Source organism: Streptomyces sp. NPDC057099 (assembly GCF_042671245.1).
Classification (GTDB): Bacteria; Actinomycetota; Actinomycetes; order Streptomycetales; family Streptomycetaceae; genus Streptomyces; species Streptomyces purpurascens.
In genome coordinates this window covers 153,305-175,985 of record NZ_JBHUTX010000014.1, presented here as the reverse complement: position 1 = coordinate 175,985, position 22,681 = coordinate 153,305, and the positions used below count along the sequence as shown (strand labels likewise).

Here is a 22,681-nt window from a genome sequence, read left to right as displayed (position 1 = left end):
GCCCCCCGGCGGGCCCCCCGCGCCACCCCCGCCGAGCTGGGAACGGAGAGAGGGCCCCGGTGATGGCCGAGTTGGTGAAGGACGTGATGACTCCGGGTGTGGTCGCCGTGCGCCCGGACGCCTCGCTCGTCGAGGCGGCCCAGTTGATGCGCACGCAGAACATCGGTGACGTGGTGGTCGCCGACGGGCAGGACGTGATCGGAGTGCTCACCGACCGTGACATCGCGGTGCGGGCCGTCGCCGACGGCGCCGATCCGATGACGGTGAGCGCGCGGACCGTGTGCACCCCGGAACCGGTGACGGTGACGCCGGACGACCGGGTGGCTACGGCGGCCACGCTGATGCGCGAGCACGCGGTGCGCCGGCTGCCGGTGGTGGAGAACGGGCTGCCGGTCGGCATGGTGAGCCTCGGCGACCTGGCCGAGGCCGAGGACCCCGCGTCGGCGCTCGCCGACATCAGCCGCGCCGAGCCGGACGCCCGGGGTGGTGCATGAGCACGATCACGGGCTTCGAGGACAGGAAAGGACGTTGAGCATCATGCGTATCGCGTTTCTGGTCGCGCCCGAGGGCGTCGAGCAGATCGAGCTGACCGATCCGTGGCAGGCGGCGAAGGACGCCGGCCACGAGCCCGTGCTGGTGTCGACGAAGCCGGGGAGGATCCAGGCGTTCGACCACCTCGACAAGGCGGACACCTTCCCCGTGGACGAGGTGGTGGGCGAATCGGCGCCCGGCTCGTTCGGCGGGCTGGTGCTGCCCGGCGGTGTGGCCAACCCGGACTTCCTGCGGATGGACGACAAGGCCGTCGCGTTCGTCCGGGACTTCTTCGAGCAGGGCCGCCCCGTGGCCGCGATCTGCCACGCGCCCTGGACGCTGGTCGAGGCGGACGTCGTACGCGGCCGGGAGCTGACCTCCTGGCCGAGCCTGCGGACCGACATCCGCAACGCCGGCGGCACCTGGGTGGACAAGCAGGTCAAGGTCTGCGACCACGGCGCGGGCAAGCTGGTCACCAGCCGTAACCCGGACGACCTCAAGGCGTTCTGCGAGACCTTCCTCGACGTGTTCGCCGAGGAGGCAGGCTGACAGCGGGCTTCCGCTCGCGGCCCTCGGGGCTCAGGTGCCGGGGGGCGTGGGAGTCGCCGACTCCCCGCTCCCCCGCTCCCGGGCCCCTTCTCGTGTGCGGCCCGCGGCCACCGGGCGGCGCGGGTTGCGGCGCAGGTACTCGCCCTCGAGCTGCGCCATGCGCTCGTTGTGGGCCCGCAGCGCGTCGTTCGACCCGTACAGCAGCGTGTCGTGGCGCGTGCGGTGGATGGTCTCCAGCTCCTTCATGAGCTGCTGTTCGTCCAGCCGGTCAGGGTCCACTCCGGTCATGGTGTCGCCCCGCTCGTCGTGTTCGTGTCCGCGGTACGGGTACCCGCCCGGTGCGACTGAGCAGTACACCCGATCGGCACCCGGGAGGGAGCCATGGATCTCGCCTTTCTGCACCCACTCTACGAACACTCGGGGCCATGGGCCTCCGTGTACGTCGATACTTCCCGCCACACGGAGGACACGCCTCACGAGCGGCAGCTGACGGCCCAGGCGCTGGCCAGGCAGCTGGCGGCGCAGGGCGCGGACGAGGCGACCTGCGGGGCCGTGCAGAACGCGATCGAGGATCTGCGGCACTCCTCGGAACCGCACGGCCGGGCCCTCTTCGCCCGCGACGGCGGGGTCGTCCTCAACCTGCCGCTGGCCCGCCCCCCGCAGGCGGGCGACTGGGCCGAATGTGCCCCGCTGCCGCGCGTCACACCCCTGCTGGAGCTGGCCGGCGAGGACCCGGTGTGCGTGGTGGCCTACGTCGACCGCAAGGGCGCGGACTTCGAGCTGCGCAGCGCACTGGGCCGGGAGGGCGCCGGGGGCGTCACCGGGCGCCGGTGGCCGGTGCACCGGACGGGCTCCGCGGACTGGTCCGAGCGGCATTTCCAGCTGCGGGTGGAGAACACCTGGGAGCACAACGCTGCGGAGATCGCCGACGCGCTCGCCGTGTGCCAGGAGGAGACGCGTGCCGACCTGCTGATTCTCGTCGGTGACGACCGGGAGCGGCGGTCCGTGCACGACCGGCTGCCGAAGCGGCTGCACGATCTGGTCGTCGAGGCGCCGCACGGCAGCGGCAGCCGGCTCCTCGACGAGGACGTGGAGAAGGCCCGCGCCGAGCATGTGGCGTGGCAGGCCGAGGCGGAGCTGGACCGGTTCCGGGCCGGCCGGAGCCCGGACGACGAGGGCCGGGCCCGGGCCGTGGAGGGCGTGCCCGCGCTGGTCGAGGCGGCGCGTGAGCACCGGATCGACGAGCTGCTGATCAGGCCGAACGGGCCGGACGCGCATCGCGAGGTGTGGATCGGCGAGGACGCGGACCAGGTGGCTGTGCGGCGTACGGATCTGAAGATCCTCGGTGAGCAGCACTCGTGGCCGGCCCGGGCGGATGACGCGTTGATCCGGTCGGCTGTGGCCACGGATGCGCATGCGCTGGCAGTTTCCGAGGAGGAAGTGCCTGTGGGCGGGCTCGGGGCGTTGCTTCGGTGGAAGTGAGCCGGCCGGTGTGGTGCGCCTGATCGCCGTAGGGCTGTGTGCAGGGGCGCGGGTGCGGGTGCGTCGTGGCTGGTCGCGCCGTTCCCCGCGACCCTAGCGGGCGCGTTCCACTCTGCGTTCGTCCCAGACCGGGGCCGGGGTCTCCCGGACCCGGCCGTCGCTGCCGAAGACCAGGTAGCGGTCGAAGGAGCGGGCGAACCAGCGGTCGTGGGTGACGGCGAGGACCGTGCCCTCGAACGCCTCCAGGCCCTCCTGGAGCGCCTCGGCGGACTCCAGGTCGAGGTTGTCGGTCGGCTCGTCGAGGAGCAGTGCCGTCACGCCCTGGAGTTCCAGCAGGAGGATCTGGAACCGGGCCTGCTGGCCGCCGGAGAGGCGGTCGAAGGTCTGCTCGGCCTGGTTCGTCAGCTCGTAGCGGCGCAGCCGGGACATCGCGGCGCCGCGGTCCTGGGCGTGCTCCTTCCACAGGATGTCGAGAAGCGTGCGGCCCTCCAGCTCCGGGTGGGCGTGGGTCTGCGCGAAGTGGCCGGGCACGACCCGGGCACCCAGCTTCCAGTGCCCCGTGTGCGCCACGTCGCCGCCGGCGAGCAGCCGCAGGAAGTGCGACTTGCCGGAGCCGTTGGAGCCGAGGACGGCGACGCGTTCGCCGTAGAAGACCTCCAGGTCGAAGGGCTTCATCAGGTCGGTGAGTTCCAGGTGCTCGCAGGTGACCGAGCGGACGCCGGTGCGGCCGCCCTTGAGGCGCATCTTGATGTCCTGCTCGCGGGGCGGCTCCGGAGGCGGGCCGGCCTCCTCGAACTTGCGGAGCCTGGTCTGGGCGGCGCGGTAGCGGGAGGCCATGTCCGTGCTGTTCTCGGCTGCTTGACGGAGTGTCAGCACCAGCTTCTTCAGCTGGGCGTGCTTCTCGTCCCAGCGCCTGCGCAACTCCTCGAAGCGGGCGAAGCGGGCCCGGCGGGCGTCGTGGAAGGTGGTGAATCCGCCGCCGTGCACCCAGGCGTCGGCACCGGCGGGTCCGGGTTCCAGGGAGATGATGCGCTGCGCCGAGCGGGCGAGGAGTTCCCGGTCGTGCGAGACCAGCAGCACGGTCTTGCGGGTCTCCGCGAGCCGCTCCTCCAGCCAGCGTTTGCCGGGTACGTCGAGGTAGTTGTCGGGCTCGTCGAGCAGCAGCACCTCGTCGGTGCCGCGCAGCAGCGCCTCCAGCACGAGCCGCTTCTGCTCGCCGCCGGAGAGGGTGCGGACGAGTCGCCACTGCGCCCTGTCGTAGGGGATGCCCAGGGCCGCGGTGGTGCACATGTCCCACAGCGTCTCGGCCTCGTAGCCGCGTGCCTCGGCCCAGTCGGCGAGGGCCTGGGCGTACTTCAGCTGGGCGGCCTCGTCGTCGACGGTCATGATGGCGTGCTCGGCGGCGTCGACGGCACGGGCCGCCTCGCGGATGCGGGGCGTCGCGACGGACACGAGCAGGTCGCGTACGGTCGTCTCGTCGCGTACCGATCCGACGAACTGGCGCATGACACCGAGCCCGCCGCCGACGGTGACGGATCCGCCGTGCGGCTTCAGCTCACCGGCGAGCATGCGCAGCAGGGTGGTCTTCCCGGCGCCGTTGGGCCCCACGAGGGCCGCGACGACCCCCTCCCCCACCCGGAACGACGCATCGCCCAGCAGCGCCCTTCCGTCGGGCAGGTAGTACTCCAGGTGCGCGGCTTCGAGGTGACCCATGTGCAGGGATTCTGCGGTGCCGGGATCTCCGGGGCAAACCCATTTGCCGCCGGCGACTCCGCGCACCGGGAAGCGACGGTGTGCCCGTGGTGCTTGACTGACACTCCGTCAGCCCATATAGCGGGATGCAGGGTCTCATTATTCGGCACCGATGCGTACGGTGATCCCATGCCGACCGGAAGAACGGAAGGGGTGGGATCCGTCATGCCCGAACCACGGGAGACCGCCGTCTACACGCATGGGCACCACGAGTCGGTGCTCCGCTCGCACACCTGGCGGACCGCCGCCAACTCGGCCGCCTATCTGCTGGCCTCGCTCGAGCCCCACATGAAGGTCCTGGACATCGGCTGCGGCCCGGGCACCATCACCGCCGACCTGGCGGAGCTGGTGCCCGGCGGGCACGTCACCGGCGTCGACCGGGCGCCGGAGATCCTGGAGCAGGCACGCGCCACGGCGGCCGGGCGGGGACTGGCCAACATCGACTTCGCCGTCGCCGACGTGCACGCCCTGGACTACCCGGACGCCAGCTTCTGCGTGGTCCACGCCCATCAGGTGCTCCAGCACGTGGGTGATCCGGTGCGGGCCCTGCGGGAGATGAAACGGGTCCTCAGGCCCGGCGGCATCATCGCCGTGCGGGACGCGGACTACGCGGCGATGACCTGGTATCCGGCGTCCGCGGGGCTCGACGACTGGCTGGACCTCTACCGCCGGGTCGCCCGGGCCAACGGCGGTGAGCCGGACGCCGGACGCCGGCTGAAGGCCTGGGCGCTGCGAGCCGGGCTCACGGACGTCACGGCGAGCTCCGGGACGTGGACCTTCGCCACGCCTCAGGAGCGGGCCTGGTGGAGCGGACTCTGGGCCGACCGCACCCTGGCCTCGACCTACGCGGACCGGGCCCGGCTGGGCGGGCACGCCGGCGAGGAGGAACTGCGGGACGTGGCCGGGGCGTGGCGCGCGTGGGGCGAGCAGGAGGACGGCTGGTTCAGCGTGCTGCACGGAGAAATTCTCTGCCGAAAGGAAGCCTGAAACAGAATTTCGGGGACACCCTGAATGCAGGAGGTCACAATTATGGTTCCCATCCTGCTGGTACTGCTTCTGGCTTTGGTTCTGTTCGGTGCCGGATTTGCGGTAAAGGTGCTCTGGTGGATCGCGTTGGCGATTCTCGTGCTGTGGCTGCTGGGATTCTTCGTGCGGGGCACGTCGGCATCCGGGAGCCGGGGCCGGTGGTACAGGTGGTGAGTGAATTAGCCCGCTGATTCAGCCCCCGTCGCGGGGAAGCAGCGGTCCGAGCGGCCCGAGGTCCAGATTGAGGTCCTCGGGCCGCAGTCCGTAGCGGTCGCGCAGTTCCGCCATGCGCTCCTCGAGCAGCATCAGCGTGAGCCCGACCCGCTCCTCCTGCTCCTCGGTCAGATCCCCCACGTCGAACCTGCGGACCGCCTGGCGCTCCATGAGTTGGCGCAGCAGTTCCACCACCGTCAGCACGAGTTTGACCAGGTCGCGCTCGACGGTGTCGGGCTCCAGGTCCATCCGGTTGCGCTGCGGACGGGGGTTGGGCCGGGGGCTGTCGGCTGACGTCACAGCAACTCCTCGAACGGTGAGGACACCTGGGCGTTCACCGAGCTGATGAGCGCGTTGAGGTCGATGCGGACCAGGTCGACGTCGGCGATGCGCAGCGTGATGTCCCCCGTGATGACGACGCCGCCGGCGAGCAGCCGGTCGAGCAGGTCCACGAGGGCGACCTCACGGCGTTCCACTACGGTCACGACTTCTCTCCGTCGGTCATAGGGCCTCCCCGGCGAACGAATAGGCCGCCCAGGGGCCGGTGAGTTCGATGCGCATTCCGGGCACATCACCCTTCGAGCGGTCCACCAGTTCCACGAATTCCTCGGAATCGGCACGCGGCACCAGATATGCGGCATTCAATACGTTCCGCCCGGTCGCCTTGGAAAGTGCGGGGTTCTGCGGGGGATGCAGCCGGGAATCCTCCGCGAACGCGGAGAGATTTTCGTGCAGTCGGTTCGAGAAATGTTCGGCCTTCTGCCACATCTCCTCGTGCGACCTGGTCTGCATACGCCGCTGCCGCAGATAGTCCCGCCCCGACGTGGCCTTCTGCGCGGGCCGGGGGCTTTCCTGCTGTTCGGACTCGGCGTACACCTTCACGCCCCACTCGACCCGGCCCTCCAGCCGGTCGAGGGTGCGCAGGAAGTCCTCTTCGCGGGCCTCCATCATCGTCCGTACGCCGCTGTCGTCCCGGAAGACGGTGCCGAGCCGCAGCGGCAGCGGGGTCGTGACGGTGGTGAGCGCGTCGATCACGCCCTGGTGGGCGCGGGCGGTCTCGGTGAGCCAGTCCAGGTCCTCCAGATGGGCGTGGAGCGGTTCCTCGGCGAAGTCCCGCTCCGGCACATGACTCACCACGGCGACGAGACCGTGGTGAGTCAGCGCGCGGGGCGGATCGCCCGCCACCCCCGACAGCTGGGACTGGAGCGGCGTACCGAAGGGGCGGCAGACGGCGTAGACGTACCGCAGTCCGGTCACTGGGCCTCCTTCTTCTCCGCGCGGCCCGGCTCCAGCTCCTCCAGCCGGGCCAGCCTCTCGCGCAACTCGGCGTTCTCACGGGTCAGTTCATCACGGCGGGCCCGAGAGCTCAGGTTCGGGTCGCTCTCCCACCAGTCGATGCCCATCTCCTTGGCCTTGTCGACGGAGGCGACGATGAGGCGGAGCTTGATCGTGAGGAGTTCGATGTCGAGCAGGTTGATGCGGATGTCGCCCGCGATGACGATGCCCTTGTCCAGCACCCTTTCCAGGATGTCGGCCAGGTTGGCGCTGCTCCCCTGGCCGTAGGGTTCGGGCATCCTGCCGGGCGTTGTCATCGACGGCTCCCGCTGTCGGCGTACTCGTCCTCGTCCTCTTCCTCGTACTCCTCTTCAGGCTCCTCTTCGGCCTCCTCCTCGCCTTCGGCCTCCTCGTCGTACTCGGCCTCGGCGTCGTCCTCGTACTCGCCCTCGGGTTCTTCCTCTTCTTCCTCTTCTTCGTCCTCGTACTCGTCCTCCGGCTCCTCGCCCTCGGGGCGCTCCTCCTCGGACTCTTCCTCGGCGAGTGCGTCCTCGTGGCTGCGGACGACCTCACTGTCGCGGATCTCGCCGCGCCAGCCGTCCTCCGCCTCACCCTTGATCGTGATGAAGCGGACGAAGTGCTTCAGGTCGAGTCGGGCGCGGCGGCCCTGGGCCCGCCAGATGTTGCCGGTCTTCTCGAAGAAGCCGGAGGGGTAATACTCGATCACCAGCAGGACGCGGGTGAGCTCGTCGGTGAGCCGGTGGAAGGAGACGACGCCCTTCGTCGTCCCCTTGGCACCCTCCGACGTCCAGGCGATGCGGTCGTCCGGCACCTGCTCGGTCGTCGTCGCCTTCCAGCTGCGGTTGGACCACAGGACCTTCAACTGCCAGTCGGAGGTGGTGTCGTCGACGCGCTTGGCGCTCTGGACACCCTTCGCGAAGGTGCTGAAGTCCTGGTACTGCGTCCACTGGTCGTACGCGGTGCGCACCGGGACGCCGACATCGATGTGCTCGATGATGACGGTGGGCTTGCTGCCGGAACTGCCCTTGCCCTTGCCCTTGCCGCCGAGGCCCTTGAAGGCACCGGTGACCTTGTCCTTGATGCGTGAGCCGCCGGTCTCCAGTGCGGCGCGCAGCGGCCCCTTGCCCTCGGCGATCTTCTTGCCGCCCTCGAGCGCGAGTTTCGCGAAGCCGGGGCTGTTGCCCTCGGCGATGTCGGTCAGTTTGCCGGTGGTCTCGCCGAGCTTGCGGCCCACGCCGGTCAGCATGCGCGTGGCCTGGGCGGCGAGGTACTCCTGCAGTTCGGCCTTCAGCCGGTCGGCGGCCTCGCTGTGGGCCAGGTCTGTGAGCGGGTTCTTCGTCGCTCCGTTGGCGGCGGACTTCGCCGAGCCGAGAGTGTCACTCATCCCTCACCGCCTCCCTTCGGCAGCCGGGACCGGGCGCTGCCGCCCCGGCGCCCGGAGGTCGCCTTCTTGGCGGGCGTGGTCTTCTTCGCCGCCGCCTTGCGGCCGGCCGTCTTCTTGGCCGGGGCCTTCCTCGCGGGGGCCTTCTTGGCGGGGGCCTTCTTCGCCGTCTTCTTGGCTGGAGCCTTCTTGGCCGGGGCCTTCTTGGCGGGGGCCTTCTTCGCCGCCTTCGGGGCAGGCTCCTCGTCCTCTTCCGGCTCCTCTTCCTCCTCTTCTTCCTCCTCCTCTTCCTCTTCCGCCTCCGGCCCGGACTCCTCGCCCTCCGGCTCCTCGTCCTCGGGCTCCTCGACGTCCTCGACGTCCTCGGCATCCTCGGCGTCGGCATCGTCCGCGGCGGGCACCACGCCCGAAAGCTGGTCGCGCACCTGCGCGGTCCGGCCGTGCAGCCGGTCGGCCAAGGCGTCGAGCTTCCGCTCGACCAGGGCACCGGAGGCCGCCTTGCCGACACCGCTCAGGTCCTGGCGCAGCTGGTCCCCGATCTCTTTGAACTGCGGGTTGTTCCGCAGTTGCTGCTGGACCAGATCAGCGACCATGCGCGGACTCAGGTTCAGCTTCTTCCCGGCGACCAGGCCGCCGATGGCGATCGCCATCTTCAGCTTCTTGGTCCGTCCCAAGAGGTATCCGGCCCCTACCGCGAGGCCCAGTCCCGTTCGGTTCATGGTGTCGTCCCGTTGCCCCTTCCCGCGCTCCCGCGCGAAGCGATCTCCAACCGGTCGAGAAGGTCGTCCTCAAGACGGTCGAATTCCTCCTCCGTGATCTCTCCGGCCTCCATCTGCTCCTCAAGGCGGGCAAGTTCGGCCCGGATCGTGGCAGGGTCGTAGTAGATCCGCTCGGCCTCCTGCACCACCTGTCTGATGGCCCAGGCGCCGCCGCGCACGGGTGCGAGCGGCAGCAGCAGCACCTCGGAGATCAGGCCCATGTCGTCACCCCGCTCCGGTGGTGTCCGTGCCGCTCGCCACGGTGCCCGCCGGCTCGGCCGGGCCGGGCTCGACGAAGCTGTACGGCGGCAACGGTCCGTTGAGCCGCACCTCCAGGTGCGGCAGGTCCTTGCGTGCCTGTTCCACGGCCGCCAGGAAGTCCTCCGCCGTCTCCCGGTCGACCAGGAACGACACGTTGGCCAGCCAGCCGGTGGACTCGGGGCCCACGCTCACGGCGTCGGCGACCGGCTCCAGGACGGCCTGCAACGCGGCGGCGTCGTCGGCCTCCTTGGCCTTGACCGCGGCCGCGACCAGCTCGCCGAGCCGGATCTTGTCGTCGTAACTGCCGCCGCCGGACTCCCGGTTGGCCTCCGCGAGACCGCGGATGTCCGGGCTCTCGGCCATCACCTGGTGGAGTACGGCCTCTTCCACATGGTTGGCCTTGACGTTGTACTCGACCCGGCCATCAAGCGCCCCCAGGCGCTCCGTGTAGTGCTCGGCGCGCTCGGCGAGCACCCCGGTGATCGCGTTGTCGTCCGGGGCGACACTGCCGAACCGCATGGGCAGCACGCAGCCGGCCGCGCCCGCCTCGCTCAGCACGTTCTGATGGGCGAGCAACTCCCTGCGCTTGGGCCGCAGCCCTTCGGGCGCGTCACTGACGACGGCCGCCAGGGCGCCCTCGCGCAGGATGCGCACCGGGCGGGGCGGGTCGCCCACGCCGCCCATGCCCTCGGGGAGTGCCGGATGCGAGCTCGCCGCGATTCCGTAGACGTAGGTGCTCACTCCTGCCCCTCCTTCCGGCGGGCGGACGTGCTCTTGCGGGCCCGCGGACGGGACTCGGTCTCACGCTCGGAGCCTCCGGACCGGGCTTCCTTGAAGGCGTCGGAGATGGTCTCGGCGGCACCCGACAGCGCCCCCTTGGACTTGCCGCGCGCTCCGGACTCGGTGATCTCCCCGACCAGGTCGGGCAGGCCCGGGTCCTTGCGCGGCCCGGCCTCCAGGTCGAGCCGGTTGCACGCCTCGGCGAAGCGCAGATAGGTGTCGACACTGGCGACGACGATCCGCACGTCGATCTTGAGGATCTCGATACCGACCAGGGAGACTCGCACGAATGCGTCGATGACGAGCCCCCTGTCCAGAACAAGTTCGAGCACGTCGTAGAGACCGCTGCTGCCGCCTCCGCCGCCGGACTGTTGTGCCGGTACGACTGTCATGCCGGATGTCCCTCCTTGTCGTGGGGTGTGGGTCCGGTCGGGCGGCCTAGCGGCCGCCGGGCCTGCGCGCGTCGGACCTGCCGCGTTCGTAGCGGCGGACGCGCCGGTAACCGGTGAGCTGCCCCTGGGAGTCCAGGTCCACCTGGTAGCTCGCCATCAGGCTCATCGTGTCGGGCACGCGCTGGAGTTCGAGGACCTCGATCTCCAGCGCCCAGCCCTCCTCCGTCTGCTCGAAGGACGACACGGACTCGGCTTCCATGCCGGTGAGTTCCGCGAGCTGGCCGCGCGCCTGGCGCAGCACTTCCATGGGGCTCGGCCGGTCGTCGGCCGTTTTGTCAGTCGATTTGCGCGAATTCTGTGAGTTCTGGGATTTCTGTGAACTCTGTGACTCTTCTGTGTTTCTTGTGTTCGACATGGCCACCTCCCCCTCCGTGTGGCCGCAAGAGTGTTCGCCAAACCTCCGCGGTCTCATGCATCTGCCATCCGCCCCGGGAGGTTCGGGTGGCTCAGCCGCGGGCGTGCAGTTCCGGGTCGTTCAGCTGGTCCCAGGTGATGGGGGTCGCCACGGGGGCGCCCGGCCGGGGCCGGACCGTGAAGGGCGCGACGGCGGTGGTGAGCCGGTCGGGGTGGGCGTCGGCGGGGTCGAGGTCGAAGACCAGCCGGTCTGCGCGGTCGACGCTGCCGGCGCGGGACAGCCGGCGGTGCAGGGCGATGCTCGCCTGGTCGGCCAGGTGGAGGAGGGTGGCGGTGTCGTCACAGACGGTGTGGCGGACGGTGCCGCCCTCCTTGGCCAGTTCGACGCGCCTGATCCACTCCGGGTAGTGCTCCGGGGTGTTCTTCTGCATGAACGTCGGCCCGCCGAGCCCGTCCGGATGCCGCTCCGGCATCAGCGGACGGCCACGCAGGTGCGGCAGCATGAAGGGCGCGACGGCCCGCCCGCACCCCGCGCGTGCCGTCGCCGCCGCTCACGGCACGACCGCCTCCTCCACCAGCAGCCGCCCGGCCGCCGCGATCGACTCGGCGTCGATGCCCGCGGCGTGCAGCGACTCGGCCGGGGACGCCGAGCCGGGCATCGACCGTACGGCGAGCCGCACCAGACGCGGGACGGGCCGCCCGTCGGTGAAGGCGTCGAGGACCGCGTCCCCGATGCCGCCCTCCGGGTGGTGGTCCTCGACGGTCACCAGACAGCCGGTCTCCTCGGCGGCCCGGCGCAGGGTGGCCCGGTCGACAGGCTTCACGGAGTACAGGTCGATCACCCGCGCCTGGATGCCCTGCCGCTCCAGGGCGTCGGCGGCGGCCAGCGCCTCGTGCACGGTGACGCCCGCCGCGACCAGGGTCAGCCGGTCGTGCTCGGAGGAGCGCAGCACCTTGCTCCCGCCGACCGGGAACTCCTCGTCGGGGCCGTAGATCACCGCGCTCTCGCCGCGCGAGGTGCGCAGGTAGCGGACGCCCTCCAGGCCGGCCATCGCGCCGACGAGCCGGGCGGTCTGGTTGGCGTCGCACGGGTACAGCACGGTCGAGCCGTGCACCGCCCGCATCATCGCCAGGTCCTCCAGACCCATCTGGCTGGGCCCGTCCTGGCCGATGGCGACGCCCGCGTGCGAGCCGACGAGGTTGATGCCGGCGCCGCTGACGGACGCCATCCTGATGAAGTCGTGGGCCCGGGTCAGGAAGGCCGCGAACGTGGCGGCGTACGGCATCCAGCCGCGTGCGGCGAGCCCGACCGCCGAGGCGACCATCTGCTGCTCGGCGATGTAACACTCGAAGTAGCGGTCGGGGTGCTCCTTGGCGAAGAACTCGGCGCGGGTGGAGTCGCCGACCTCGCCGTCCAGGGCGACGATGTCGCCGCGGCCGGTGCCGAGCGCGGCGAGTGCCTCGCCGAAGGCGTTGCGGGTGGCGACCTCCTCGCCCTTGTCCCACCGGGGGAGTTCGTAGTTCCCGGTGTGGACGGAGTGCAGCATGCGGGCGGCCGGCGGTTCCTGCACCTGGACGCGGATGTCGCGCGGACCGCCGAGTTCGGCGATCGCCTCCGCGGCCTCCGGCAGCGGCTTGCCGTGCAGGCCCTCGCGGTCCTGGACGCTCTCGACGCCCTTGCCCTTGAGGGTGCGGGCGAGGATCGCGGTGGGCTGGCCCTTGGTGGAGGCGGCCTCACCGTAGGCGCGGTCGACGGCGTCCACGTCGTGCCCGTCGACCTCGATGGTGTGCCAGTCGAAGGCCTGGAAGCGGCGGGCGTAGGCGTTCAGGTCGTGGCCGTGCCGGGTCGGGCCGCGCTGGCCGAGCCGGTTGACGTCGACGATCACGGTGAGGTTGTCCAGGTGCTCGTACCCGGCGTGCTCGGCGGCCTCCCACACGGATCCCTCGGCCAGCTCGCTGTCGCCGCACAGCACCCAGGTGCGATAGCCGGTGCGGTCCAGCCTCTTCCCCGCCAGCGCGATGCCGACACCGACCGGCAGGCCCTGCCCGAGCGAGCCGGTGGCCGTCTCGACCCAGGGCAGGCGCTGCGGTGTGGGGTGCCCTTCGAGGCGGCTGCCCAGCTTGCGGAAGGTGAGCAGTTCCTCGTCGTCGATGGCGCCGGCCGCCTTGTACGCGGAGTACAGCAGCGGCGAGGCGTGTCCCTTGGACAGGACGAAGCGGTCGTTGCCGGGGTGGGCGGGGCGGTCGAAGTCGTAGCGGAAATGGCGGGCGAGCAGGACGGCCATCAGGTCGGCCGCGGACATCGAGGACGTCGGGTGCCCGGAGCCCGCGGCGTCGGCGGCGCGGACACTGTCCACGCGCAGCTGTCGGCCGAGATCGGTGAGTTCACCGGTGTTCATGAGTCTCCTTTCGCGGAGTCGTCCGGTGGGTCGGAACGCTTGACGGGGCCGGGGGCGACATCGGGGCCCGGAGGTGGTTGATCGTCAGGGGGCTGCAGAACGGCCACGGGCTGATTCTTGGCGGGCTCGCCGCCGGGTTGATTCTTGGCAGGCTCGCCGCCCGGCTGGTTCTTGGCAGGTTCACCACCAGGCTGATTCTTGGCAGGCTCGCCACCCGGCTGATTCTTGGCGGCTTCACCACCCGACTGGTTGCGCGCGGGTTCACCACCCGACTGGTTCTTGGCAGGCTCGCCACCGGGCCGCCCCTCCGCAGGCTCACCACCCGGCTGCCCTGCGGAAGGATCACCACCCGGCCGCCCCGCGGCAGGCTCACCTCCGGGCCTGCTCCCGGCCCGCGTGGCGCCGAGCGGCCCCTTGGCGGGCGTGTCGGCGGGCCAGGTCCTGGCCGGTTCTCCGGCCGGTCGGCCCTTGGCGAGTTCCGTTTCCGCGCGGCGCTCCGCGGCCCCGGATCCGGACAGTGTCACCCCGGATCCGGGCTGCCCCTTCGCGGGCTCTTCTGCGGCCCGGCCCTTCCCGGGCCCGGTGCCGGTCCCCCCGTCGTGGGTGTCGGCCCGTACCGCCGCGCCCGGCCCCGAGCGGGCGCTCGCCTCCCGGCGCGTCCCGGGCCCGCCCGGCACCCGGGCCAGCTCCGGCGACGACGTGTCCAGGGGTACGGACCCGGACCGTACGAGCCCCAACTGCACGGCCTGGCGCGGCAGTACGGCGTCCAGCAGCCAGTCGGCGGCGACCCGGACCCGGTTTCCGGGCATGGCGGCGAGGTGATAGCCACGCGTCACCGCACCCGCCGGTACCCCGGACAGCGCCACGCCGAGCGGATTGGCCGCGGCCTTCGCACCGCCCAGGTCGACGACGAAGCCCAGGTCGCGATGGCGGTAGGGCTTGCGTTCCCCGCCCAGGCCGAGCGACGCGGCGACGTTCTCGGCCGCGACCTTGCCCTGCCGCCAGGCGTGCTGCGCGGTCATCGGCGTACAGTTGCCCGGCTTCTCCAGATCGGGCACCGCGGCCGCGTCCCCGCACGCGAACAGCTCCGGCCGCCCCGGCACCTGGAGGTGCGGGTCGACGAGCAGCCGCCCCTTCTCCAACGGCAGCCCGAGGGACGCGACCAGCGGGTCGGGCCGTACGCCCACGCACCACACCAGCGTCCGGGTCTCGACGAACTCGCCGTCGCTCAGCACGACCCCGTCGGGCAGGGCCTCCGTCACGGAGGTCCCCATCCGCACGTCCACGCCCCGCTGCCGCAGCACCCGGTCGGCCGTCGCGGAGAGCCTGCCGTCCATCTCGGGCAGCACCCGCGGCGCCACGTCCAGCAGGATCCAGCGCGGCCGCATGCCCTGCCGCAGCGGGTGCTTGCGGACCTGCGCGTCGGTGAACATCTGCCCGTGCGCGGCGACCTCGGTGCCGGTGTACCCGGCGCCGACCACGACGAAGGTGCAGCGCGCGGCGCACGACTTCGGGTCCTCGGCGGCGGCTGCCAGCTCCACCTGCCGGGTCACGTGATCGCGCAGATACAGCGCCTCGGGCAGCCCTCGGAAGCCGTGCGCGTGCTCGGCGACGCCCGGGACGGGCAGCAGCTTGTTGACGCTGCCGGCGGCGATCACCAGCCGGTCGTAGGCGAGCGTGCCGCCGTCGCCCTCGGGCCCGGTGTAGTGCAGGGTGCGTCCGTCGAGGTCGATCCGGTCGGCCTCGCCGAGCACCAGCCGTACGTGCGGCAGCGTGCCCGAGAGGGAGACCGTGACCCGGCGCGGCTCCAGGATGCCGGCGGCGACCTGCGGCAGCAGCGGCAGGTACAGGAAGTAGTCGGTCGGGTTCAGCAGGGTGATGTGGGCCCGGCCCCTGGTCTGCCGGGCCAGGGTGCGCGCGGCGCGGTAACCGGCGAAGCCGGCACCGACGATCACGATGCGGGGTCGACTCACGGTTCACCTCCGGCGCTGTCGCGTACCTCGGGAGCCTTCCGCGTCCCCCTGGCCAGGGCACCCAAACGTCCGCCCGGCCCGGATCCTGCCGGTTTCCGCCCCGGCGCCCGGGTACCCGGGGCGGGATACGGACCGTCCATGTCGCGGAGGCACTCCCTGATGCCCGAGTACGGATATTTCCTCTCGTGCGAGCAGTACGGACCAGCCGAGCTGATCGAGCAGGCGCGGATGGCCGAGCAGGCCGGATTCCAGGCGCTGTGGATCTCGGACCACTACCACCCGTGGAACGACGAGCAGGGCCAGAGCCCGTTCGTCTGGTCGGTGATCGGCGCGCTGTCCGAGGCGGTGTCGCTGCCGATCGAGACGGCGGTGACCTGTCCGACCGTGCGGATGCACCCGGCGGTGGTGGCGCAGGCCGCGGCGACCAGCGCGGTGATGACGGACCACCGCTTCCGGCTCGGCGTCGGCTCCGGCGAGGCGCTCAACGAGCACATCCTCGGTGACCACTGGCCGCCGGCCCATGTCCGTCTGGACATGCTGGAGGAGGCCATCCAGGTGATGCGCCGGCTGTTCACGGGCGAGGAGGTGAACCATCACGGGCCGCACTACACGGTGGAGAACGCCCGCCTGTACACGGTGCCGGACGAGCCCGTCCCGATCGACATCTCCGGCTTCGGCCCGGCGGCGACCCAGCTCGCGTCCCGCGTCGGCGACGGCTACATCACCATGGCGCCGGACGAGACCATGGTGGAGCAGTACCGCAAGGGCGGAGGCGGCGGAAAGCCGGTCAGCGGCGGCACCAAGGTCTGCTACGACACCGACCGGGACGAGGCCGTACGCACCGTCCACCGCCTCTGGGCGAACGAGCAACTGCCCGGGGAACTGGGCCAGGTACTGCCCTCTCCGAAACACTTCGAGCAGGCGCAGCGACTCGTCACCGAGGACATGGTGCGCGAGAACCGGGTGTGCGGGGACGACGTGGACGCTCACATGGCCGAGCTGCAGCGGTTCTCCGACGCGGGCTTCGACCGGGTCTACGTCAACCAGATCGGCCCCGATCTGCGCGGCTTCTTCGACTTCTACCGCACGAAGGTGCTGCCGCAGCTCCAGCAGGGCCTCTGAGGCGTCACGCCCTGGGGCGGGGCACGTCCGGGGCGTCCGTCGGCCGCGGGGGCACCGTGCCCGGGGCGGGCCCGGCGGCGGGCGGGGCCGGCGGCACGGGCGGATACGGCAGCCCATCGGCCGCGGCGGCGGCCCGGCCCGCGCTCTCGGATCCCGGGACCGCACCGGCCCCGTGCCCGGAACCCGGGCGGTCCGGCCGGGCCATGCCGCGCAGCACATAGGCAGCCGCACCCAGGAGCACGGCGGTGATCAGCGCCGCCGCCCAGTCGGGCAGGCCGAGGGCGAGGGCCAGTCCCACGGCGAGTGCCAGGGCCGCGCCGGCGTAGAGGGCGAGGGCGCCGGACGCGGCGTACAGCGAGGCCTTGCGGCGCTGCTTGCGTGTCTGCTCGCGCAGTTCGTCCCGTACGGTCTCACGCGCCACCTGTGCCAGCTCGTCGATCAGATGCTTGTCCAGATGCTCCAGGTGATCCATCGGCTTCATACCCGGCCGGGTACCCTCGCCCCCTGGCGCGTAACTAGGCTCGTCCTCATGGAGATTCTGGGTGCCACACTGCGCGTCTGCGTCGACGACCTCGAGACCGCGATCCCCTTCTACGAGCGGCTGGCGGGCGGCAGCGCCCAGCGCTTCGAACGGGGCGGTGTCGAGGTGGCGGCGATCGGCTGCTTCCTGCTGATGAGCGGTCCCCCGGCCGAACTGGAGGTGCTGCGCAAGGTGTCCGCGACGATCGCCGTCAAGGACGTCGACGACACCCACCGGGTGCTCACCGAACTGGGCGCCCACATCGTCGCGGGCCCCATCGCGTCACCGGCCGGCCGCAATCTGATCGCGCTGCACCCGGACGGGTCGATCTACGAGTACGTGGACCGCAACGCGTGAGGTCCGCCGGGGCCGGACTCGGACTCAGTGCCGCCCCGGCCCCGTGACCATCTCGGCGGTGATCGCCCAGCGTTCGTGGTCGCGCCAGGCCCCGTCGACGAACAGCATCTTCGGCGAGAAGCCCTCCAGCCGGAACCCGCAGCCGCGGGCCAGGGCGATCGACGCGGCGTTGGCGGGCTGGACGTTGATCTCCAGCCGGTGCAGCCGCATCGGGCCGAACGCGTACCGCACGACGAGGTCCAGCCCTTCGCGCATCAGCCCCCGCCCGGCGGCGTGCGCGAAGGCGCCGTAGCCCAGCGCCCCGGACTGGAAGCCGCCCTCGACGATGTTGTTGATGTTGATGAACCCGCCGATGGCCCCGTCACCCTGCTCGCCGACGCCGCCCTTCTCGCAGACGAGGAAGCCGGCCTTGGACGGGTCCTCGATCAGCCGGCCGGCGTACGCGGTGTAGGCCTGGGCGCTCTCGGGCGGGAAGAGCCAGGGGTGGTGCAGGTCCTTGCTCTCCCGCGTCCGGGCGGTGAACTCGGCGCCGTCCCCGTAGGTGAAGTGGCGTATGCCCACCCGGGGGCCTTCGGCGAGGTAGCGGGATGCGGTGTGGGGCACCCCGCCACAGTAGCCGCGCCTGCGGTCAGGAGCCCGCGACCGGCAGCCGGAGCACCCCGGTGTTCCGCGGCCCGCTGACCACCGTCACCGGTTTGATCCCCCGGTTGCCGAAGTACGCGTCGTCGCTCGCCGCGATCACGAACCGCAGCCGGTGCCCCGTCTCGTAGCGGTGCACGATCCCGGGCAGTGTGACGGTGAAGCTCTTGGTCACGTCCGGTACCCGTACCGGCGCGACCAGGCGGCGCACCAGGGTGCGGGTGCCGTCGGGGGCGACGTCGTAGAGCTTGGCGAACAGGACCAGCTTGTCGGCCGCGTCGCCGGAGTTCTGGGTGCGCTCGGCCTTCGGGGAGTTCACCTTGAGCGTGGCCCGGGGCGCGCCCACGACGTCGAGGGGGCGTGACAGCGGCGTGCTGGTCCAGTCGAGGTAGGTGCCCTCGGTGTCGTGCGGTGGTGTGTCGGGCAGCCCGATGAGTCCGGCCAGCGAGCTCTCGGAATGGCTCGTGGGAATCGCCCAGTTGGTGTAACCGCGGCTGCCCCGGGCCACCTTGTCGCGGTTGTCGACGAGCTTGCCGTCGCCGGAGAGGTACAGCGTGCGGCTCGGCGCGGGGAGGTGGTCGGCGGTGGCGTAGGCCCGGTCCGGGTCGGTGATCCAGTCCCGGTGATAGGCGAAGGCAGGACCCGTGTCGGTCTGCGTCCGGCCGCGCAGATGGCGGTCGAACCAGGCGAGGACGCGCCGGCCGACGTAGCTGGTCTCCAGGTTGCCCTTCGACAGATCGAGTTCACCGGCGGCCGGGCCGGTGAGCCCGCCGCTGTGGCCCCAGGACTGCCAGATCATCTTCACGGGGGTGCCCTGGGCGCGGAGCGTCCGGTACGTCGCCGTCGCCTCGTTGAGGTTGAAGAGGGTGTCGGTCTGCCCCTGGACCAGCAGGGTGGGTGTCTTCACGCGGTGGAGGTACGACGCCGGGGAGACGCTGCGCGCGAAGGCGAGCATCTCGGCGGTCCGGCCGGCCGGGTAGCCGCCGGAGTTGAGCGTGTGGATGGTCCGGCAGGCCTTGGTGACGAAGTGCAGACAGGAGAGGTGGTTGACGCGGGACGGGTCGAGGCTGGGCTGGAGCAGGGGCTGGCCCTCGCCGATGAGGTAGAAGCCGTTGGTCCACTGCCACTTGAAGACGCCCGGGACACCGGAGTTGCCGGTGGCGTTGTTGGGGTCCAGCGCGTACGCCAGGTCGTTCCAGGTGATCATGGGGACGAGCGCGTCGAGGCGGTGGTCGACGGCGGCCGTCGCCAGCTGGACGGCGCCGCCGTAGGAGCCGCCGATCATGCCGACCCGTGGGTCGCCGGGCCGGTCGAGGGTGACGAAGTCGGCCTTCGTGCCGTCGTCGGCGGCGCGTTCGCCGCCCAGGAAGTCGACCAGCTGCGCGGTGGCGGCACCGTCGATGGCCGGGTCGTCGAGGGAGATGAGACAGCCGCTGCGGCCGAATCCGAGCCCGGAGTAGATGAGGGAGACGTAGCCGCGCTGGGCGAAGGCCTTGCCGATGGTGTCCGTCGAACCGTCCGACTTGCTGCCGCCGAAGCCGTTCGTGCCGAGCACGGCGGGCGCACGGTGGGCCCGGTCCACCCCGGCCGGGCGGTAGAGGTCGGCGTCGACCGTGCAGGGCCGGCCGCCCGCCTGGACGGTGAACTTGAGCGGGGTGACGGTGTAGGAGCCCGCCGCCGTGGCGGGCGGGGTGAGGGCGAGGGGGGCGGCCAGGGCGGCGCCCAGAGCGAGAGCGAGCGGCGCGCGGGATCTGGGCACGCGTCGGGACACACGGACCTCCACGGTGGGGACAACCCGAATACCGACCAGTAGGTACTTGGTCGGTAGTCATCGTGTGACACGTGTCAGGGAGCGTCAATCACCGAAACGAGGGTTCTTGACAGGATTTCAGTAACGGCATGTTCAGCTCAGGGCCGGTTCGTCGAAGGTCAACGTGCCCGTTCCGGCGTCCAGTTCGGCCACCCTTCCCAAGGGCATCGTCAGCGCGCCCTCGCCGTGCCCGAACCCGAACTCCTCCACGACCGGGACACCGAGCCCGCCGAGCCGGTCGGCGAAGACCGCGCGCAGGTCCTCGTACGGGCCGCACGTCGCCCAGGACCCGAGCACGATCCCGGCGACCCCGTCCAGCCAGCCGGCGCGCAGGAGTTGGGTCAGATACCGGTCCAGTCGGTACGGGCTCTCCCCCACGTCCTCGATCAGCAGCAGTCCGCCCCGGGCCGCCGGGTGGGCGTGCGGGGTGCCGAGGTCGCTCGCGAGCAGGCTCAGACAGCCGCCCAGGGTGACGCCCCGGGCCCGTCCGGGCACCAGCGCGCCGCCGCCCGGGGGCACGGCCGTGACGGTCCGCACGGTCTCCGGCTCGAAGAGGGTCGCCCGCAGATGCTCCTGGGCCCGGGCGTTCTTGAGGAAGTCGACGCCGGCGACCGCGGGGCCGTACAGGGTGACCAGTCCGAGGCGGGTGGCGAAGGCCTGGTGCAGGACGGTGATGTCGCTGAATCCGCCGAACACCTTCGGGCCCGCCGCCCGCATCGCCGCCCAGTCGAGCAGGTCGACCATGCGCTGTGCCCCGTACCCGCCCCGGGCGCACAGCACCGCGGCGACGGACGGGTCGCACCAGGCGCCCTGCAGATCGGCGGCCCGCTCGGCATCCGTGCCGGCCAGGTAGTCCAACGCGCGGTGCCGGCCGAGCACATGGGGCGCCACCACGGGTTCGAGGTCCCAGCCGCGCAGGATGTCGAGCCCGGCCTGCAGCCGCTCCTCGGGCACGGGCCCGCTCGGCGCGACGACGGCTACCCGGGCACCGGGGGCGAGCCTGGGCGGTCGCAGAAGCTGGTTCATTTGCTGAGCTCCAGAGTCGGGATGCCGGGCGGATCGAGTCGGAACACCTGGGCGTACAAGGAGAGTTCGGCCTCCAGGGCGCGCACCATGGTCTCGGCCCGCCGGAACCCGTGCCCCTCCCCCTCGAAGGCGAGATAGGCGTGCGGCACCCGCCGCCCCTCCAGCCGGGCGAGGAACCGCTCGCACTGGACGGGCGGGCAGATCGGGTCGTCCAGGCCCTGGAGCAGCAGGAACGGCACGCGGAGGCGGTCGGCGTGGGTGGCGGGCGAGCGCTCCGCGTAGCGCTCGGGCACCTCGGCGAGCGGCCCGATCAGGCTCTCCAGATACCGCGACTCGAAGTCGTGGGTCTCCCCCGTGCCCCAGCCGGTGAGGTCCAGGATGGGATATTTGATCGTGCCGCAGGCGTAGACATCGGTCGTGGTGAGCGAGGCGGCCGCGGTCCAGCCGCCCGCGCTGCCGCCCCGGACGGCGAGCCGGTCGCGGTCGGCGGTGCCCTCGTCGGCGAGGGCCAGGGCGACGGCCGCGCAGTCCTCGACGTCCACCACGCCCCACTGCTCGCGCAGCCGCTCGCGGTAGGTGCGGCCGTATCCGGTGGAGCCGCCGTAGTTCACCTCGGCGACGCCGATGCCGCGCGAGGTGAAGTAGGCGATCTCCAGGTCGAGCACCAGGGGTGCGTGGCCGGTGGGCCCGCCGTGCGCCCAGACGACGTACGGCGGCCGTTCGTCGTCGGGCGCGACGCAGCCGGGGTGGTGCGGCGGGTAGATGTGGGCGTGGATGTCGCGTCCGTCGGGGCTGGTGAAGGTGCGGATCTGCGGCTCGGGGTAGTACGCGGGGTCCACGGCGTCGTCGTGCTCGGCCCCGATGACGCGGGCGTGGCCGGAGCGGGTGTCCAGCTCCACGACCTCGTGGGCGCTGCGCGGGCTGGCCCCGACGGCGACGACCCTCCCCCACCCTCCGGGCGGGGGGACCCCCATCTCGCTGCGCTCGCCGTGCGCGGCGAGGGTGGGCGCGAACTCGGTCCAGGGCCCGGCCGCGTCGACGACCTCGCCGGTCTCGGGGTCCAGGATGCCGAGGGCGGTGGTGCCCCGGCCGTGCACGACGGCGATCAGCCCGCTGTCGAGCGGCGCGAACCAGCGCATGCCGAGCTTCCACAGCGCCCCGCCGAACTCCTCCTCGCGCGGGCACAGAGGCTTCCCGTCGAGGTAGAGGTTCCACCAGCCGCTGCGGTCGCTCGCGTGCAGGAGGCGGCCGTCGTGGGTCCAGTCGGCCTGGGCGATGGACTCGCCGGGCCCTCCGGCCACGGTCCGCGCGTCGCGCAGGCTGCCGTCGGGGCCGATGTCGGCGAGGATCAGTTCGGTGCCGTCCCACGGCATGCGCGGATGGTCCCAGGCGAGCCAGGCCGCCCGCAGCCCGTCGGGGGAGAGCTTCGGCCCCGTCACGAACCGGTGCCGGGCGTCGGTGAGTTCGCGTACGGCGTCCCGGTCCTGAGCGGCGGAGCCGTCGAGCGGGACCGCGGCCGGGACGCGGCGCACATCGGTGGGTCCGTCGCCGGTGAACTCCTCCAGCACGCACCACACCTCGCCCCGCTCGGGCCGCAGCGACGGCTCCGCCCAGCGCAGGCCCGCGCCCACGGGTGACACCGGCGTGAGCGGGCGAGGCTCTCCGCCCGGCTCGTACCGGTACAGCCGCTGGTCGGCGAAGTTCACGAACACCACCAGCGGGCCGTCCTCGCCCGCGTGGGCCGCCCACGGGTGCCCGCCGTACTCGATGACCCGGCTGCGCACGTTCCACGGCGCGGGCAGCAGCGACTCCTCCGTGCCGTCGGCGTGCCGCCGCACCAGGGTGCGCCGGCCGCCCTCGGCGGGCCGGGGCTCGGTCCACCACACCTCCTCGCCGACGAAGCCCACGTACTCCGGGTGCCCGTCGTGTGCGGCGGCCAGGGCCGCGTCGATGGGCGAGGGCCACGCCCCGTACGCCAGCGTCCGCACGCTCTCCCCCAC

The 22,681-nt window shown here is 71.8% G+C and carries 26 protein-coding genes and 1 pseudogene; 7 read left to right on the top strand and 20 right to left on the bottom strand.

Annotation, left to right across the window (positions count from 1 at the left end; translation table 11 throughout):
• Positions 1 to 62: 62 nt before the first annotated feature.
• Together ACFT4A_RS20300 and ACFT4A_RS20295 are read left to right on the top strand one after the other, a co-directional pair.
• Positions 63 to 494, top strand: coding sequence for a CBS domain-containing protein (locus ACFT4A_RS20300; RefSeq protein WP_382832096.1), 432 nt, complete (start codon positions 63 to 65; stop codon positions 492 to 494).
• Between the two features lie 43 nt (positions 495 to 537).
• Complete coding sequence (locus tag ACFT4A_RS20295; RefSeq protein ID WP_382832080.1) at positions 538 to 1,080, top strand: type 1 glutamine amidotransferase domain-containing protein; 543 nt, start codon at positions 538 to 540, stop codon at positions 1,078 to 1,080.
• Between the two features lie 30 nt (positions 1,081 to 1,110).
• Here the strand turns inward: ACFT4A_RS20295 and ACFT4A_RS20290 are convergent, their stop codons facing one another.
• Entirely contained in the window at positions 1,111 to 1,368 is a 258-nt protein-coding gene (locus ACFT4A_RS20290) for a DUF6158 family protein (protein WP_382832078.1), read from the bottom strand.
• A gap of 93 nt (positions 1,369 to 1,461) precedes the next feature.
• On the opposite strand from ACFT4A_RS20290, the gene ACFT4A_RS20285 reads away from it, so the two are divergent.
• Positions 1,462 to 2,562: a Vms1/Ankzf1 family peptidyl-tRNA hydrolase gene (locus tag ACFT4A_RS20285; RefSeq protein ID WP_382832076.1), complete on the top strand. Its 1,101-nt coding sequence runs from the start codon at positions 1,462 to 1,464 to the stop codon at positions 2,560 to 2,562.
• Positions 2,563 to 2,655: 93 nt separating this feature from the next.
• On the opposite strand, the gene ACFT4A_RS20280 is transcribed toward ACFT4A_RS20285, so the two are convergent.
• Positions 2,656 to 4,275, bottom strand: coding sequence for an ABC-F family ATP-binding cassette domain-containing protein (locus tag ACFT4A_RS20280; RefSeq protein ID WP_382832074.1), 1,620 nt, complete (start codon positions 4,273 to 4,275; stop codon positions 2,656 to 2,658).
• A gap of 204 nt (positions 4,276 to 4,479) precedes the next feature.
• On the opposite strand from ACFT4A_RS20280, the gene ACFT4A_RS20275 reads away from it, so the two are divergent.
• Together ACFT4A_RS20275 and ACFT4A_RS20270 are read left to right on the top strand one after the other, a co-directional pair.
• Positions 4,480 to 5,301 (top strand): class I SAM-dependent methyltransferase, encoded by an 822-nt coding sequence (locus tag ACFT4A_RS20275; protein ID WP_382832072.1) that lies wholly within the window; start codon positions 4,480 to 4,482, stop codon positions 5,299 to 5,301.
• Positions 5,302 to 5,343: 42 nt separating this feature from the next.
• Complete coding sequence (locus tag ACFT4A_RS20270; RefSeq protein ID WP_382832070.1) at positions 5,344 to 5,514, top strand: hydrophobic protein; 171 nt, start codon at positions 5,344 to 5,346, stop codon at positions 5,512 to 5,514.
• 18 nt (positions 5,515 to 5,532) lie between these two features.
• On the opposite strand, the gene ACFT4A_RS20265 is transcribed toward ACFT4A_RS20270, so the two are convergent.
• The 13 genes and pseudogenes from ACFT4A_RS20265 to ACFT4A_RS20205 all read right to left on the bottom strand — a co-directional run bounded on the left by ACFT4A_RS20265 (position 5,533) and on the right by ACFT4A_RS20205 (position 15,207).
• Positions 5,533 to 5,802, bottom strand: coding sequence for a gas vesicle protein K (locus tag ACFT4A_RS20265; RefSeq protein ID WP_229873118.1), 270 nt, complete (start codon positions 5,800 to 5,802; stop codon positions 5,533 to 5,535).
• A gap of 47 nt (positions 5,803 to 5,849) precedes the next feature.
• The gene (locus tag ACFT4A_RS20260; RefSeq protein ID WP_184588487.1) at positions 5,850 to 6,038 is read right to left on the bottom strand and encodes a gas vesicle protein; all 189 of its coding nucleotides are present in this window, start codon (positions 6,036 to 6,038) and stop codon (positions 5,850 to 5,852) included.
• A 16-nt stretch (positions 6,039 to 6,054) separates the two neighbouring features.
• Positions 6,055 to 6,810: a GvpL/GvpF family gas vesicle protein gene (locus ACFT4A_RS20255; RefSeq protein ID WP_382832068.1), complete on the bottom strand. Its 756-nt coding sequence runs from the start codon at positions 6,808 to 6,810 to the stop codon at positions 6,055 to 6,057.
• On the bottom strand, positions 6,807 to 7,145 hold the full coding sequence (locus ACFT4A_RS20250; protein WP_382832067.1) for a gas vesicle protein: 339 nt from the start codon (positions 7,143 to 7,145) through the stop codon (positions 6,807 to 6,809). Before ACFT4A_RS20250 ends, ACFT4A_RS20255 begins: the two co-directional genes overlap by 4 nt.
• Positions 7,142 to 8,233: an SRPBCC family protein gene (locus ACFT4A_RS20245; RefSeq protein ID WP_382832065.1), complete on the bottom strand. Its 1,092-nt coding sequence runs from the start codon at positions 8,231 to 8,233 to the stop codon at positions 7,142 to 7,144. Before ACFT4A_RS20245 ends, ACFT4A_RS20250 begins: the two co-directional genes overlap by 4 nt.
• Positions 8,230 to 8,949 carry a DNA primase gene (locus ACFT4A_RS20240; protein WP_382832064.1) on the bottom strand — a complete coding sequence of 240 codons (720 nt, stop codon included), beginning with the start codon at positions 8,947 to 8,949 and terminating at the stop codon, positions 8,230 to 8,232. Before ACFT4A_RS20240 ends, ACFT4A_RS20245 begins: the two co-directional genes overlap by 4 nt.
• Positions 8,946 to 9,209 carry a gas vesicle protein GvpG gene (locus ACFT4A_RS20235; protein WP_382832063.1) on the bottom strand — a complete coding sequence of 88 codons (264 nt, stop codon included), beginning with the start codon at positions 9,207 to 9,209 and terminating at the stop codon, positions 8,946 to 8,948. The genes ACFT4A_RS20240 and ACFT4A_RS20235 overlap by 4 nt, the downstream gene beginning before the upstream one ends.
• Positions 9,210 to 9,213: 4 nt before the next feature.
• Positions 9,214 to 9,990: a GvpL/GvpF family gas vesicle protein gene (locus ACFT4A_RS20230; RefSeq protein WP_382832061.1), complete on the bottom strand. Its 777-nt coding sequence runs from the start codon at positions 9,988 to 9,990 to the stop codon at positions 9,214 to 9,216.
• Positions 9,987 to 10,421, bottom strand: a complete 435-nt coding sequence (locus tag ACFT4A_RS20225; protein ID WP_382832060.1) for a gas vesicle structural protein GvpA — start codon at positions 10,419 to 10,421, stop codon at positions 9,987 to 9,989. The genes ACFT4A_RS20230 and ACFT4A_RS20225 overlap by 4 nt, the downstream gene beginning before the upstream one ends.
• Positions 10,422 to 10,467: 46 nt before the next feature.
• Positions 10,468 to 10,836, bottom strand: coding sequence for a gas vesicle protein (locus ACFT4A_RS20220; protein WP_382832058.1), 369 nt, complete (start codon positions 10,834 to 10,836; stop codon positions 10,468 to 10,470).
• Between the two features lie 97 nt (positions 10,837 to 10,933).
• Positions 10,934 to 11,356 (bottom strand): annotated as a pseudogene (locus ACFT4A_RS20215) (ATP-dependent DNA ligase); the annotation flags it as partial.
• 30 nt (positions 11,357 to 11,386) lie between these two features.
• Complete coding sequence (locus ACFT4A_RS20210) at positions 11,387 to 13,234, bottom strand: transketolase (protein ID WP_382832056.1); 1,848 nt, start codon at positions 13,232 to 13,234, stop codon at positions 11,387 to 11,389.
• On the bottom strand, positions 13,231 to 15,207 hold the full coding sequence (locus ACFT4A_RS20205; protein WP_382832055.1) for an FAD-dependent oxidoreductase: 1,977 nt from the start codon (positions 15,205 to 15,207) through the stop codon (positions 13,231 to 13,233). Before ACFT4A_RS20205 ends, ACFT4A_RS20210 begins: the two co-directional genes overlap by 4 nt.
• Positions 15,208 to 15,366: 159 nt before the next feature.
• Between ACFT4A_RS20205 and ACFT4A_RS20200 the strand changes: the two genes are divergently transcribed.
• Entirely contained in the window at positions 15,367 to 16,329 is a 963-nt protein-coding gene (locus tag ACFT4A_RS20200; protein ID WP_382832094.1) for an LLM class F420-dependent oxidoreductase, read from the top strand.
• 4 nt (positions 16,330 to 16,333) lie between these two features.
• Here the strand turns inward: ACFT4A_RS20200 and ACFT4A_RS20195 are convergent, their stop codons facing one another.
• Complete coding sequence (locus ACFT4A_RS20195) at positions 16,334 to 16,810, bottom strand: phage holin family protein (protein WP_382832053.1); 477 nt, start codon at positions 16,808 to 16,810, stop codon at positions 16,334 to 16,336.
• Positions 16,811 to 16,858: 48 nt separating this feature from the next.
• On the opposite strand from ACFT4A_RS20195, the gene ACFT4A_RS20190 reads away from it, so the two are divergent.
• The gene (locus ACFT4A_RS20190) at positions 16,859 to 17,206 is read left to right on the top strand and encodes a VOC family protein (protein ID WP_184588514.1); all 348 of its coding nucleotides are present in this window, start codon (positions 16,859 to 16,861) and stop codon (positions 17,204 to 17,206) included.
• Positions 17,207 to 17,230: 24 nt separating this feature from the next.
• Here the strand turns inward: ACFT4A_RS20190 and ACFT4A_RS20185 are convergent, their stop codons facing one another.
• The 4 genes from ACFT4A_RS20185 to ACFT4A_RS20170 all read right to left on the bottom strand — a co-directional run bounded on the left by ACFT4A_RS20185 (position 17,231) and on the right by ACFT4A_RS20170 (position 22,681).
• On the bottom strand, positions 17,231 to 17,809 hold the full coding sequence (locus tag ACFT4A_RS20185; RefSeq protein ID WP_382832051.1) for a GNAT family N-acetyltransferase: 579 nt from the start codon (positions 17,807 to 17,809) through the stop codon (positions 17,231 to 17,233).
• 25 nt (positions 17,810 to 17,834) lie between these two features.
• Positions 17,835 to 19,616, bottom strand: coding sequence for a CocE/NonD family hydrolase (locus tag ACFT4A_RS20180; protein ID WP_382832050.1), 1,782 nt, complete (start codon positions 19,614 to 19,616; stop codon positions 17,835 to 17,837).
• A 132-nt stretch (positions 19,617 to 19,748) separates the two neighbouring features.
• The gene (locus ACFT4A_RS20175; protein WP_382832048.1) at positions 19,749 to 20,681 is read right to left on the bottom strand and encodes an LD-carboxypeptidase; all 933 of its coding nucleotides are present in this window, start codon (positions 20,679 to 20,681) and stop codon (positions 19,749 to 19,751) included.
• Entirely contained in the window at positions 20,678 to 22,681 is a 2,004-nt protein-coding gene (locus tag ACFT4A_RS20170) for a prolyl oligopeptidase family serine peptidase (RefSeq protein ID WP_382832046.1), read from the bottom strand. The genes ACFT4A_RS20175 and ACFT4A_RS20170 overlap by 4 nt, the downstream gene beginning before the upstream one ends.

Coding starts and splice junctions, on each gene's coding strand:
- ACFT4A_RS20280 (WP_382832074.1), bottom strand. CDS start 4,275: ATGGGTCACCTCGAAGCCGCGCACCTGGAGTACTACCTGCCCGACGGA.
- ACFT4A_RS20265 (WP_229873118.1), bottom strand. CDS start 5,802: ATGGACCTGGAGCCCGACACCGTCGAGCGCGACCTGGTCAAACTCGTG.
- ACFT4A_RS20300 (WP_382832096.1), top strand. CDS start 63: ATGGCCGAGTTGGTGAAGGACGTGATGACTCCGGGTGTGGTCGCCGTG.
- ACFT4A_RS20190 (WP_184588514.1), top strand. CDS start 16,859: ATGGAGATTCTGGGTGCCACACTGCGCGTCTGCGTCGACGACCTCGAG.
- ACFT4A_RS20175 (WP_382832048.1), bottom strand. CDS start 20,681: ATGAACCAGCTTCTGCGACCGCCCAGGCTCGCCCCCGGTGCCCGGGTA.
- ACFT4A_RS20235 (WP_382832063.1), bottom strand. CDS start 9,209: ATGGGCCTGATCTCCGAGGTGCTGCTGCTGCCGCTCGCACCCGTGCGC.
- ACFT4A_RS20275 (WP_382832072.1), top strand. CDS start 4,480: ATGCCCGAACCACGGGAGACCGCCGTCTACACGCATGGGCACCACGAG.
- ACFT4A_RS20250 (WP_382832067.1), bottom strand. CDS start 7,145: ATGACAACGCCCGGCAGGATGCCCGAACCCTACGGCCAGGGGAGCAGC.
- ACFT4A_RS20200 (WP_382832094.1), top strand. CDS start 15,367: ATGCCCGAGTACGGATATTTCCTCTCGTGCGAGCAGTACGGACCAGCC.
- ACFT4A_RS20225 (WP_382832060.1), bottom strand. CDS start 10,421: ATGACAGTCGTACCGGCACAACAGTCCGGCGGCGGAGGCGGCAGCAGC.
- ACFT4A_RS20295 (WP_382832080.1), top strand. CDS start 538: ATGCGTATCGCGTTTCTGGTCGCGCCCGAGGGCGTCGAGCAGATCGAG.
- ACFT4A_RS20220 (WP_382832058.1), bottom strand. CDS start 10,836: ATGTCGAACACAAGAAACACAGAAGAGTCACAGAGTTCACAGAAATCC.
- ACFT4A_RS20285 (WP_382832076.1), top strand. CDS start 1,462: ATGGATCTCGCCTTTCTGCACCCACTCTACGAACACTCGGGGCCATGG.
- ACFT4A_RS20270 (WP_382832070.1), top strand. CDS start 5,344: ATGGTTCCCATCCTGCTGGTACTGCTTCTGGCTTTGGTTCTGTTCGGT.
- ACFT4A_RS20245 (WP_382832065.1), bottom strand. CDS start 8,233: ATGAGTGACACTCTCGGCTCGGCGAAGTCCGCCGCCAACGGAGCGACG.
- ACFT4A_RS20290 (WP_382832078.1), bottom strand. CDS start 1,368: ATGACCGGAGTGGACCCTGACCGGCTGGACGAACAGCAGCTCATGAAG.
- ACFT4A_RS20240 (WP_382832064.1), bottom strand. CDS start 8,949: ATGAACCGAACGGGACTGGGCCTCGCGGTAGGGGCCGGATACCTCTTG.
- ACFT4A_RS20210 (WP_382832056.1), bottom strand. CDS start 13,234: ATGAACACCGGTGAACTCACCGATCTCGGCCGACAGCTGCGCGTGGAC.
- ACFT4A_RS20195 (WP_382832053.1), bottom strand. CDS start 16,810: ATGAAGCCGATGGATCACCTGGAGCATCTGGACAAGCATCTGATCGAC.